Below are 12,092 nucleotides of genomic sequence, written 5' to 3'. Positions count from 1 at the left end.
CAAGAACACATGCTTGATCGCCGATCCTTCCTCGCCGCCGGCAGTGCCGCCGCCGCCCTCGCTGCCCTGGGACTGCCCGAAGAGGCGCTGGCCGCCAACGGCCTGCAACTGAGCCAGCCGGCGCCCTTCTCTTTCGATGCACTCGTCGCGCAGGCCAAGCGCCTCGCGGCCCGCCCCTACACCGCCGCCGCGCCGTTGGCGCCGCAGGTGCTGGAGCGCATCGACTACGACGCGCACGGCAAGATCCGCTTCGACCCCGCCAACGCCCTCTTCCGCGACGGGCCCGGCGCCTTTCCGGTCACCTTCTTTCACCTCGGCCGCTTCTTCCAGACCCCGGTGCGCATGCACGTGCTGGAGAACGCCGGCGGCGACAGTTTTGCGCGCGAGGTGCTCTACAGCCCGTCGTACTTCTCGATGCCCGCCGACAGCCCCGCACGCGCGCTGCCCGAGGGCGCCGGCTTCGCGGGCTTTCGCCTGCAGGAAAGCCGCCTGGGCGATCAAAGCAAGCTCGACTGGCAGAAGAACGACTGGGTCGCCTTTCTCGGCGCCTCGTACTTCCGCGCCATCGGCGAGCTCTACCAGTACGGCCTGTCGGCGCGCGGCATTGCGATCGACGTCGCGGTGCCCGACAAGCCCGAGGAGTTTCCGAACTTCACGCGCTTCTATTTCGAAACGCCCGCCGCGGGCAACACCACCTCGATGACCGTCTACGCGCTGCTCGAAGGGCCGAGCGTCACGGGCGTGTTCAAGTTCATCATGCAGCGCGGCAAGGCCGTGATAATGGACATCGACGCGCGCGTGTTCCTGCGCCGCGACGTGTCGCGCCTGGGCCTGGTGCCGCTCACGTCGATGTACTGGTATTCGGAAACCATCAAGCCCACCGCCATCGACTGGCGCCCCGAGGTGCACGACTCCGACGGCCTCGCGATCTGGAACGGCGCAGGCGAGCGCATCTGGCGACCACTCAACAACCCCACGCAGACACGCGCCTCCGCGTTCGCCGACACCCGACCGCGCGGCTTCGGCCTGCTGCAGCGCGACCGCAACTTCGACCACTACCAGGACGGCGTCAACTACGAGAAGCGCCCGAGCCTGTGGATCGAACCGCTCGGCGACTGGGGCGAAGGCTCGGTGCAACTCATCGAGATCCCGACCGACGACGAGATCCACGACAACACCGTCGCCTTCTGGGTGCCCAAGGCCGATGCCAAGGCCGGGTCGAGCTACAGCCTGCAATACCGGCTGCACTGGACCGACCAGGAACCCTTTCCGTCACCGCTCGCGCGCTGCGTCGCCACCCGCATCGGCCGCGGTGGCCAGCCAGGCCAGCCGCGCCCGCAGGGCGTGCGCAAGTTCATGGTGGAGTTCATCGGGCAGCCGCTCACCACGGTGCCCTTCGGCGTGAAGCCCGAACTGGTGCTCACCGCACCGCGCGGCAAGTTCTCTTACGTATTCGCCGAGGCCGTGCCCAACGGCGTGCCAGGCCACTGGCGCGCGCAGTTCGACTTCACGCCTGAAGGCACGGAGCCGGTCGACATGCGGCTGTACCTGAAGAACGGGGATCAGACGTTGACGGAGACCTGGCTGTATCAGTACCAGCCGGGGTGAGCGGGAGCGGCTGCATCTTGCAGCCTCCTCAGTTGATTCGCGCGTTGGTCAGTTGCATGTCTTCGAACTGACTGCCCGTGAAGTCGACCTGCTCGCCCTGCAGCTTGGTCGCACTCACCTGCGTGCCTCGGCATTCGAGCAACTTCAAACGCGACCACTGGCTCGCGTCGAAATTCAGCGCGGTCCAGTTGCACCGGGTGAAGGTGCAATCGCTGAGCGTGCTGGCTTTCAACTGTGAGGCGCTGAAAGTGCAGTCGATGAAGGTGCATCCGCTGATCGCGATCCGTGCCATGTCGCACTGGCTGAAGGTGCAGCCGCTGAACTGGCATGCGGTCCAGACGGCGTCTTGAAAAGTGATCGATGTGAAGCTGCTGCCACTGAAAGCGCTGGACGAGAAGGTGATCAGGTTGAGGTCGAGGCCAGCGTAGGCATTGCCGTCACTCTGGCCGGAAAGACCCGCTAGCGCACCGCCTGCGCCTTTTCGCCATTTGTCGTGGTCCTCGATGGTTTGTTTAGTGCTCATGGTGCACCTCGACAAATGCGACTGCACATGAGGGCACCACGCGGCCCCGGAAACACCAGAGTGGCGGTGCCAGTGATTTGAAGCGTGCGCGTCGGCGCAGCACTGAATGCGGACATGTGTTCCTCCCAGAGCCCGCTCCTGTGGATCAGGAGTCAGGCGGCGGATTGTGGGAGGCCCATGTGCGCAAAAACGAGAGGAAAGAATCGGGCAACTATTGCGAAGCGAGCAGCGTGATGGACTGCACGCACCGCCCATTGCCCGGGCCGGCCCCAACCGGCCACGATCACTATTTCTTCGTGACCGACACCAGCTCGACTTCGAAATTCAGCGTTGCATTCGGCGGAATCACACCGCCCGCACCGCGCGCACCATAGGCAATCGAAGGCGGGCAGGTCAGCTTGGCCTTGCCGCCCGGCTTCATCTTCTGCACGCCTTCCGTCCAGCACGGGATCACGCCGTTGAGCGGGAACTCGGTGGGTTCACCGCGCTTGTACGAGCTGTCGAACTCCTTGCCGGTGTCGGGGAAGGTGCCGCGGTAGTGCACCTTGACCACGTCGGTGGCGGCGGGCGATGCGCCGGAGCCTTCCTTGAGCGACTGGTAGATCAGGCCGCTGGGCGTGGTCACCGCGGCGGATTGCGCAAAGGCTGCGGGGATGGCAAAGACGGACACGAGCGCGGCACAGACAAATGACTTCACGAAACACCTCGGTGGTTGAAAAGCTGCCGATTATGGACAGCCCCCGTGAAGCCGCCTGTACGCCGATGTATCCGATGGAACGGCCCTTGCTTTGGGACAGACGCACTGTCACCATCCACCCAGAGAGGAAGCCCCATGCGCTCCAACGACGCTTCGCCGGCCCCCGTCGCCGGCACCGGCCATCTCAAGAAAGTCCTCGGTCCCATCCAGTTGTGGGGCATTGCCGTCGGCCTCGTCATCTCGGGTGAGTACTTTGGTTGGAGCTACGGCTGGAACACGGCCGGCACGCTCGGCTTCCTGGTCGCCACGGTGCTGGTGGCGACGATGTACACCACCTTCATCTTCAGCTTCACCGAGCTCTCGACCGCCATCCCCCACGCGGGCGGCCCCTTCGCCTATGCGCGGCGCGCCTTCGGGCCGCGCGGCGGTTTCGTGGCGGGCTTTGCGACGCTGATCGAATTCGTCTTCGCGCCGCCGGCCATCGCGCTGGCGATCGGCGCCTACCTCAACGTGCAGTTCCCGGGCATCAATCCGAAGTGGTTCGCGGTGGGCGCGTATGTGATCTTCATCGGGCTCAACTGGATCGGTATCGGCATTGCGGCGGCGTTCGAGCTGTTCGTCACGGTGCTCGCAATCTTCGAGTTGCTGGTGTTCATGGGCGTGGTCGCACCGGGCTGGTCGATGGCGAACTTCGTGGCCAACGGATGGGCCGGGGGCAATGTGCTGAACGGCGCGGCGTTGTCGGGCATCTTCGCGTCGATCCCGTTCGCAATCTGGTTCTTCCTGGCCATCGAAGGCGCGGCCATGGCGGCCGAAGAGGCGCGCGACCCGCACCGCACTATTCCGCTGGCCTACACCACCGGCATCGTCACGCTGGTGCTGCTGGCCTTCGGCGTGATGATCTTCGCGGGCGGCGTGGGCGACTGGCGCCAGCTCGCGAACATCAACGACCCGCTGCCACAGGCCATGAAAGCGGTGGTGGGCGGCGACAGCGGCTGGCTGCACATGCTGGTGTGGATCGGGCTGTTCGGGCTCATCGCCTCGTTCCACGGCATCCTCATGGGCTACTCGCGCCAGATTTTTTGCGCTCGCGCGCGCCGGCTACCTGCCGCGCTACTTCGCCGGCCTGAGCCCGCGCTTCGACACGCCGCACCGCGCGCTGCTGGCCGGCGGCGTGATCGGCATCGCCGCCATCTTCAGCGACGAGTGGGTGCAGTTCGGCGGCCAGACGCTCACGGCCAACATCGTGACCATGGCCGTGCTCGGCGCGATCGTGATGTACCTGATCTCGATGGCCGCGCTGTTCAAGCTGCGGCGCACCGAACCGAACCTGCTGCGCACCTACCGCGCGCCCTTCTACCCGGTGTTCCCGGCCGTCGCACTCGGCCTGGGCCTGGTGTGCCTGGGCGCGATGGTCTGGTTCAACACCATGCTGACGGTGCTCTTCCTCCTGCTGATGGCGGCCGCCTACGGCTACTTCCTGCTCACCTCGGCGCAGCGCGATGCCGCCGCGCCGGACGAGATGCTGTCGTCCACGCCCTGAAAAGAATCCAACGACAAGATGCGCTATCGCACCACCATCGCCGGCCAGGGCTTCACCTTCGACGATCTGCGACAGGTGCTCGCCTGCGCCAGCCCCGCGCGCTCGGGCGACTACCTCGCGGGCCTCGGCGCGGCCACCGCGCAGCAACGCATGGCCGCGCGCCACGTGCTGGCCGACACGCCGCTCAAGCAGTTCCTCACCGAGGCGCTGATTCCCTACGAGCAGGACAACATCACACGGCTCATCATCGACACGCACGACGCGCAGGCCTTCGCGCCGGTCGCGCACCTCACGGTCGGCGATTTCCGCAACTGGCTGCTGTCCGAGCAGGCCACCACCGCCACACTCGCCGCGCTCGCGCCTGGCCTCACGCCCGAGATGGTCGCGGCGGTGTCCAAGCTCATGCGTAACCAGGACCTGGTCGCGGTCGCGAAGAAGTGCCACGTGGTCACGCGCTTTCGCGACACCATCGGCCTGCCCGGCCATCTGGCCGTGCGCCTGCAACCCAACCACCCGACCGACGACCTGCGCGGCGTGGCCGCTTCCACGCTCGACGGCCTGCTCTACGGCGCGGGCGATGCGGTGATCGGCATCAACCCCGTGTCCGACAGCCTGCCGGTGCTCGGGCGCCTGCTGCACATGCTCGACGAGGTGATCCAGCGCTTCGAGATTCCCACGCAGAGCTGCGTGCTCACGCATGTGACCAACACGCTGAAGCTCGCCGAGGCCGGCGCGCCGGTGGACCTGGTATTCCAGTCGATTGCCGGCACCGAGCAGGCGAACCTGTCGTTCGGCGTGACGCCCGCGCTGCTCGACGAGGCGCACGCCGCTGCGCAATCGCTCGCACGCGGCACCGTCGGCAACAACCTCATGTACTTCGAGACCGGCCAGGGCAGTGCGCTCTCGGCCAACGCCAACTTCGGGGTCGACCAGCAGACCTGCGAGGTGCGTGCCTATGCGCTCGCGCGGCGCTACCAGCCGCTGCTCATCAATACCGTGGTCGGCTTCATCGGCCCCGAGTACCTGTACGACGGCAAGCAGATCATCCGCGCCGGGCTCGAAGATCATTTCAGCGGCAAGCTGATGGGACTGCCGATCGGCTGCGACATCTGCTACACCAACCACGCCGAAGCCGACCAGGACGACATGGACACGCTGCTCGTGCTGCTGGGCACGGCGGGCATCAACTTCATCATGGGCATCCCGGGCGCCGACGACGTGATGCTCAACTACCAGAGCACCTCGTTCCACGACGCGCTCTTCCTGCGCGAGACGCTGGGCCTGAAGCGCGCCCCCGAATTCGAGGCCTGGCTGCAGCGCATGCAGATCACCGACACCGCCGGGCGGCTTGCACCGCCGTCGGCCAACCGGCTGCTGAGCGACATGGGCGGGCTGTCCGCGCTGGCGCCATGAGCGATTCACCCGTCACCCCCAACCCCTGGGCCCAATGGCGCGCCGCCACGCCCGCGCGGCTCGCACTCGGCCGCGCCGGTGCCGGCATGCCCACCGACGAAACGCTGCGCTTCGGCTGGGCCCACGCGATGGCGCGCGACGCGATCCATGCGGCGCTCGACGTCGACGCACTCGACACCGCACTGCGCGCCGACCAATGGGACGTGAACCGCGTGCACAGCCGCGCGCCCGACCGCACCACCTACCTGCGCCGCCCCGACCTCGGCCGCCAGCTCGACGCCGAAGACGCCGCGCGCCTGCGCGACGAGCGGCCTGCAGGCGGCTGCGATGTCTGCCTCGTGATCGGCGACGGCCTCTCCTCGCTCGCCGTGGCGCGCCACGCCGTGCCGCTGCTCGCTGCGCTGCGCCCGCAGCTGCCGCCCGGCACGCGCCTGTCACCCGTGTTCATCGCCACGCAGGCGCGCGTCGCGCTGGCCGACGAACTGGGCGAAGCGGTCGGTGCGACGCTGTCGGTCATGCTGATCGGCGAACGCCCGGGCCTGAGCTCCCCCGACAGCCTCGGCATCTACCTGACCCACGCGCCACGGCGCGGCAGGCACGATGCCGAACGCAACTGCATCTCGAACGTGCGGCCCGAGGGGCTGTCGTATGCACACGCGGCCTTCAAGCTGGCGTGGCTGGTGCGCGAATCGCTGCGCCGGGGGCTGAGCGGTGTGGGGCTCAAGGACGAGAGCGATCTGGCCGTGCTGGAGCCGCCCGAAGCAAAGCCGCCGGGACTGACCGGTTAGGCCAGGCTTCCAAAATCCATAAATACGCAATAAAATGACTTTTAAGCCGTTTAAGAGTCACTTTATTGATGCCAAAGAGCAGCCGAAGCCTTTCAGCCCTGCCGTCGCAGACCGTCAAGCCTCTTGAGGGCCTGGGCCTGCGCCTGCGCGCGCACCGGGTGCACCGCGCATGGACGGTCGCCGAAATGGCCGAACGGCTGATGTGTTCCCCCAACACGCTGCGGGCCCTCGAATCCGGTAAGCCAGGCACCAGCATCGGCCTGCTCGCCCATGCGCTGTGGCTGCTGGGCCAGATCGATTCGCTCGACGGCGTGGCGCCGGCTCCCGCTGAACTGGCGGCGAAGCGCCGTGTGCGCCGATCGGCCGCACACGGCGCTGCGGGCGTGATCGCGGAGGGCGAACGTGACTTCTGATCAGCTCGATGCCGAACGGCGCATCTACGTCGGTCTCGCACACCGCACGGGCGAACCGGTGCAACCGGCCGGCCTGATGAAGGTGGTCCGCCGCGGGGTCGTGGAGTCCGGCGAGTTCGCCTACGGCCGGCGCTACCTCGAAGACCCGGCGGCTGCGCCGCTGAACCCCGAGACCCTGCCGCTGCGCGACGCGGCGTTCGTGCTGACCGAGCAACGCATCCGCGACGGTGGCGCCATGCCGCTCACGCTGCGCGATGCCCTGCCCGACAGCTGGGGCCGCAAGGTGCTCGAAATACGCCAAGGCAAGCCGCTGTCCGACATCGACGCGCTGCTGCTGACCAACGAGGACCGTGTCGGCGCGATGGTGTTCGCCGAAGCGCTGCCCATCCACAGCGACGAACCGCCCGTCACGCTCTGGTCGCTGCAGGCGCTTGCCGAGGCCTCGCGCCGGGTCGAAGACGGCAGGGACATCGGTCCCGACATGCACCTGCTGCTGCGCGGCGGAAGCCTGGGCGGTGCGCGCCCCAAGGCTGCCTTCGTGCACGAAGGCCGGCGCTGCATCGCCAAGTTCGCATCGCGCGGCGACGACCATGACGTGGAGGTGATCGAAGCGGCCACGCTCTGGCTGGCCGATGCCTGTGGCATCGCGGTGCCTCCGTTCCTGCTGCAACCTCTTGCCGCCGGGCACGCCTTGCTGGTCGAACGCTTCGACCGGTCCGGGCCGGTCACCGACGAGCAGCGCTTTCACTACCTCTCGGCCGCGGCACTGCTCGATGTTCCTTACGAATCCAGCCGGGGCAGCTACGTCGAGCTGGCGCAACTGCTGCGGCGCCTCTCGCGGCAGCCGCAGGAAGACCTGGCCGAGCTGTTCCGGCGCCTGGTGTTCAACCTGGCGGTGGGCAACAGCGACGACCACGTCAAGAACCATGGCGCACTACGGGGCGAAGACGGCCTCTGGCAGCTGGCCCCGGCCTTCGATCTCGTCATGCAACTGGGCGGCCACACCGGCTACCAGGAACTCGCCATCCTCCCGGGACAGCACGCCTCGAGCCTCGGATTGGCGCGCGCCGCGGCGCCTCATTTCGGCCTGTCAACGGCGCAGGCGGACGAAGTCATCCGCACCATCGAAGAAACCGTCGGTGTGCAAGCCGCGGCAAGTGTCGAGGCCGCCGGAGGCAATCGCGATCTGGTGCGCCGGGTCGCAACGTTCATCGCGCAGCAGCACGACCGCATCCGCACCTAGGCGCAGGGGCGGACGCTTGCCTATGATCTTGTCATTCCACCCAGGAGACAAAGAGATGACCGCCCCCCGCTACCCCCTTGCCGAACTGAAAGACCTGCCCGACGACATCCGCACCGCGATCCTCGCCGTGCAGGAAAAGGCCGGCTTCGTGCCCAACGTGTTCCTCGGCCTTGCGCGCCGCCCTGCCGAATGGCGCGCCTTCTTCGCGTACCACGACGCGCTGATGCTGAAGGAAGAAGGCTCGCTCACCAAGGGCGACCGCGAGATGATCGTCACCGCCACCAGCGCGGTCAATCAATGCCTGTACTGCGTGGTGGCGCACGGCGCGCTGCTGCGCATCTACGAGAAGAAACCGCTGGTGGCCGACCAGGTGGCGGTGAACTACCGCAAGGCCGACATCACGCAGCGCCAGCGCGCGATGCTCGACTTTGCGATGAAGGTCTGCGAACGCTCGCACGAGATCGACGACCGCGACTTCGGGCCGCTGCATGCGCACGGCTTCGACGACGAGGACATCTGGGACATCGCGGCCATCACGGCCTTCTTCGGCCTGAGCAACCGGCTGGCCAGCTTCAGCGGCATGCAGCCGAACCCGGAGTTCTTCCTGATGGGCCGGCTGCCGCGCGAGAAAAAGTAAGACGGACTCAACCCTTGCCGCGGCACGAGGCCAGCGCGTCGAGTGCGGGCTTGTAGGTGGGCGTGGTCACGTCCATGAGGCCCAGCACCGTGTGATAGAGGTTGTCGTGCGTGAGTGGCGCATCCAGGCCCGCTTCCATGCACGAGCGCGAGAGCTTGCGGCGCTCGCTCATGCCGTCGCCGAACCACGTGACCATGGGCACGTGCTTCTGCGCATCGGGCGCGAAGCTGTACGGCACGCCGTGCAGGAACAGGCCGTACTCGCCCAGCGACTCGCCGTGGTCGCTGATGTAGAGCAGCGCCGGGTCGTACTGCTTCGATTGGGTCTTGAGCCAGTCGATGGTCTGGCCGAGGAAATGGTCGGTCTGGGCGATCGAGTTGTCGTAGACGTTCATCAGCTCGGCATGCGCGCACTCGGCCAGCGCGTTGGTCTTGCACTCGGGCGTGAAGCGCTTCAGTTCGGGCGCCGAGCGCTTGTAGTAGGCCGGGCCATGGCTGCCCATCTGGTGCATCACGAGCACGACGCCCTTGGCGCGGCGCTCAGCGGGCAGCGCGGCGATGCGTTCGTCCAGGCCCTTGAGCATCACGTTGTCGAGGCACTCCTCGCCGTCGCACAGCGCCTTCTTGGTGGCGGCGTCGAGGCCGTCGAAGGCCGAGGCGTTCGGGATGCGCGCGCACACGCCCTTGCAGCCGGCCTGGTTGTCGAGCCAAAACACCGCCAGACCCGAGGCCTGCAGCACGTCCATGAGGTTCTCGTACTCGTCCTTGCGCGACTCGTAGCCGTCCTTGCCCAGCGGGGAGAACATGCACGGCACCGAGGCCAGCGTGTTGGTGCCGCACGAGCGCACCTCGCGGTAGCTCAGCACGTTGCGCTTGGCGAGGTCGGGCGTGGTGTCGCGGACGTAGCCGTTCAGGCCAAAGTGATCGGCGCGCGCGGTCTCGCCCACCACCACGATGAACAGCGGCGGCCGCGTCTGCGCCGCGTAGCTCGCGCCCAACGCGGTGCCGGCGGTGATCGGAATCAGCTTGCTGCTGCGTTTGAACATCGGCTTGAGCACCACGGCGCCGGCCGAGTACAGGCTGGCGATCGGGTTCATCATGTAGCGCAGCTGCACGTTGTTGCGCATGAGCGGCGCGAGCTGCCGGTTCATGGCCACGGCCGTGCCCACGGCCACGATGGCAGCCAGCGCCAGCAGCAGCGCGTTGCGCCAGAAGTGCGACAGCAGCCCCATCCGCACGATGCGCACGCGCCAGATCGCCCAGGCTGCCGGCAGCACCACCACGAGCACGTTGAAGGCCATGCGCCAACTCAGGAGGTCGCGCGCTTCGTTGGGGTCGGTCTGGAACGCGTTGGCGATCATGCTCGGGTCCATCACCACGCGGTACTGGAGCATGTAGTGCTGCGCCACCGCGGCGATGACGACCACGGCCAGCCACAGCGGCTTCATCCAGCGCGACCAGGCCGTGAGCGACAGCATCGCGACGGTGCCGCAGAAGGTGAGCATCCCCAGGCCGAAGACGGTCGGCATGTAGGTGCTGGGCGCCCCGCCCAGGCGGGCCAGGTCGTTCAGCAGCGGCCAGTTGGCCGTGAGGCCGAGGTACACACTGAGCCAGAGGATCACCTGCCGCGTCGAGCGGGGTCGCGAGATCCAGCGATCGACGCGTGCCCACAAGGAGTCGGAAGTGCTGCGCGCGTCGGGAGACGCGGACGAGGAGTTTTCAGACAGGAGGTGGCCCGGCACAGGCGCGGACTCTATACGCGAAAGAGGCATCCGCCTACTGTAAAAAACGCATCTGAAGGGAGTCTGAACCGCCTCCCTCGCACCGGGAAGAAATCGCCCTAGATGCCGCGCCGTGCACGTGCACGCCAGCGGGCCTGGCGAGCCCAGCGCGACGCACGCAACGATCGCACGAACGGCCGGATCGCGCCGGCATGTGCCACGGCCATCGACACGAGCGCCCCGAGGATCGCGGCCCCGGCGACATCGGACGGAAAGTGCAGGCCCAGGTACAGGCGGCTCCACGCCACCAGCGCCGCCATCGCGATCGCGGCACATGCCGGCGCGCGCCATGGCAGGCACCACAGCAACGAGAAGGCCGCGGCAAAGGTGCCGGCCGCATGCAGGCTCGGAAAGCCCGGCCGCGCGCCCTGCGGCACCCACTGGATGCCCAGGCCATAAAACGCGGGCCGCGGAAACGGCAGCAGGGAACGGAAGGTGTTCACCACCAGCCACACCACGAGCACGCTGATCAACGCGGTGAAGAAGGCGTGGCGCCAGCGGCGGTCGAAGGCGGCAGCCAGCGCGATGGACAGTGCCAGCAGCGTCGGCAGCACGTTGGACGCGAACACCGCGAACCGGATGCTCCACGCCGGCGCCGAGGCCGAGGCGTTGATCCAGCCGAACAGTGCGAAATCAAGGGCTTGCATGCAGGGGCGCGCTGCGCTCGACAGGAAGGGAGGACCGAGACTTGCGGCGCGTCACCACCAGTTCGATGACGAACCCGACCGTCCAGCAGACCCAGGCGGTCCACAGCGTGTGGCTCATGTAGTGCGCGCCGCGCATCTGCTGCGCCACGCCCAGCATGAGGCCCGCGACCAGCGCCACGCCGAACCAAAGGGCCGCCGCGCGCGCCGACACGTGCCGCAGCACGAAATACCCGCCGAGGTAAGCGAAGGCGGCCGAGGCATGGCCGGCCGGGAAGCAGCCGCCGGGCCCGCCGTCGCCCACGCCCCAGGACCAATGCGACACGTAGCGCGCCACGCCGCCGAACTCCTTCAGGTCCCAGGGGCAGCTGGTGTCGCTCGCATGCTTGACCAGGCTCACGGCCAGCACCGAGGCCAGCACGCTCAGCGCGAGCTGCGCCCGGGCACCCCGGCTCAGGCGCCGCAGCAGGCCCACGGGCCAGCGGATGGCGGCGAACAGGCCGATCACCAGCAACCAGCTGAGGTTTCGCGCGCCCTCGTGCATCACGTGGACCAGGAAAGGGTTCTCGCGCCAGGGGAAACCCATCGGCGTGCCGGCCAGACGCGCCAGCGGCAGGTCGCCGCCAAGGGCGTCCCAGGTCATCAACAGGGCCAGGGCAAGCAAGGTCAAGGCTCCGAGACGGAGGTTCGGGGTACGGGTCATGAAGAAGAAACAGGCCTCTGAACAGACTGGCGCGAGCCTACGCAGGCGGGATGAACCCAGTCTGAAGGGACCTGAACGATTCCTGACTCGGTTTTCCGGC

The 12,092-nt window shown here is 67.5% G+C and carries 11 protein-coding genes and 1 pseudogene; 7 read left to right on the top strand and 5 right to left on the bottom strand.

Features of this window, described 5'->3' with window-relative positions; genetic code table 11:
* Positions 1 to 9: 9 nt before the first annotated feature.
* The gene (locus CLU95_RS27260) at positions 10 to 1,608 is read left to right on the top strand and encodes a glucan biosynthesis protein (RefSeq protein WP_099796480.1); all 1,599 of its coding nucleotides are present in this window, start codon (positions 10 to 12) and stop codon (positions 1,606 to 1,608) included.
* A 28-nt stretch (positions 1,609 to 1,636) separates the two neighbouring features.
* On the opposite strand, the gene CLU95_RS27255 is transcribed toward CLU95_RS27260, so the two are convergent.
* Entirely contained in the window at positions 1,637 to 2,131 is a 495-nt protein-coding gene (locus CLU95_RS27255) for a pentapeptide repeat-containing protein (RefSeq protein ID WP_099796479.1), read from the bottom strand.
* 286 nt (positions 2,132 to 2,417) lie between these two features.
* Positions 2,418 to 2,828 carry an FKBP-type peptidyl-prolyl cis-trans isomerase gene (locus tag CLU95_RS27250; RefSeq protein WP_099796478.1) on the bottom strand — a complete coding sequence of 137 codons (411 nt, stop codon included), beginning with the start codon at positions 2,826 to 2,828 and terminating at the stop codon, positions 2,418 to 2,420.
* Between the two features lie 135 nt (positions 2,829 to 2,963).
* Here CLU95_RS27250 and eat point away from each other — a divergent pair.
* From eat to CLU95_RS27220, 6 genes and pseudogenes are all read left to right on the top strand, one after another.
* Positions 2,964 to 4,371 (top strand): annotated as a pseudogene (eat, locus tag CLU95_RS27245) (ethanolamine permease).
* A gap of 18 nt (positions 4,372 to 4,389) precedes the next feature.
* Positions 4,390 to 5,784, top strand: a complete 1,395-nt coding sequence (locus CLU95_RS27240; protein WP_099796477.1) for an ethanolamine ammonia-lyase subunit EutB — start codon at positions 4,390 to 4,392, stop codon at positions 5,782 to 5,784.
* Positions 5,781 to 6,572 carry an ethanolamine ammonia-lyase subunit EutC gene (gene eutC / locus CLU95_RS27235; protein WP_099796476.1) on the top strand — a complete coding sequence of 264 codons (792 nt, stop codon included), beginning with the start codon at positions 5,781 to 5,783 and terminating at the stop codon, positions 6,570 to 6,572. Before CLU95_RS27240 ends, eutC begins: the two co-directional genes overlap by 4 nt.
* A 68-nt stretch (positions 6,573 to 6,640) precedes the next feature.
* Positions 6,641 to 6,985, top strand: a complete 345-nt coding sequence (locus CLU95_RS27230) for a helix-turn-helix domain-containing protein (protein WP_099796475.1) — start codon at positions 6,641 to 6,643, stop codon at positions 6,983 to 6,985.
* Positions 6,975 to 8,228, top strand: coding sequence for a type II toxin-antitoxin system HipA family toxin (locus CLU95_RS27225; RefSeq protein ID WP_099796474.1), 1,254 nt, complete (start codon positions 6,975 to 6,977; stop codon positions 8,226 to 8,228). Before CLU95_RS27230 ends, CLU95_RS27225 begins: the two co-directional genes overlap by 11 nt.
* A 55-nt stretch (positions 8,229 to 8,283) precedes the next feature.
* Complete coding sequence (locus CLU95_RS27220) at positions 8,284 to 8,865, top strand: peroxidase-related enzyme (RefSeq protein ID WP_099796473.1); 582 nt, start codon at positions 8,284 to 8,286, stop codon at positions 8,863 to 8,865.
* Between the two features lie 7 nt (positions 8,866 to 8,872).
* On the opposite strand, the gene CLU95_RS27215 is transcribed toward CLU95_RS27220, so the two are convergent.
* From CLU95_RS27215 to CLU95_RS27205, 3 genes are all read right to left on the bottom strand, one after another.
* The gene (locus tag CLU95_RS27215) at positions 8,873 to 10,636 is read right to left on the bottom strand and encodes a phosphoethanolamine transferase (RefSeq protein ID WP_099796472.1); all 1,764 of its coding nucleotides are present in this window, start codon (positions 10,634 to 10,636) and stop codon (positions 8,873 to 8,875) included.
* A gap of 68 nt (positions 10,637 to 10,704) precedes the next feature.
* Positions 10,705 to 11,292, bottom strand: coding sequence for a phosphatase PAP2 family protein (locus CLU95_RS27210; protein ID WP_099796471.1), 588 nt, complete (start codon positions 11,290 to 11,292; stop codon positions 10,705 to 10,707).
* On the bottom strand, positions 11,279 to 11,992 hold the full coding sequence (locus CLU95_RS27205) for a phosphatase PAP2 family protein (RefSeq protein WP_099796470.1): 714 nt from the start codon (positions 11,990 to 11,992) through the stop codon (positions 11,279 to 11,281). Before CLU95_RS27205 ends, CLU95_RS27210 begins: the two co-directional genes overlap by 14 nt.
* Positions 11,993 to 12,092: the final 100 nt, after the last annotated feature.

It is taken from the genome of Variovorax sp. 54 (genome assembly GCF_002754375.1).
Taxonomy (GTDB): Bacteria; Pseudomonadota; Gammaproteobacteria; order Burkholderiales; family Burkholderiaceae_C; genus Variovorax.
This window is presented reverse-complemented; position numbering and strand designations above follow the sequence as displayed.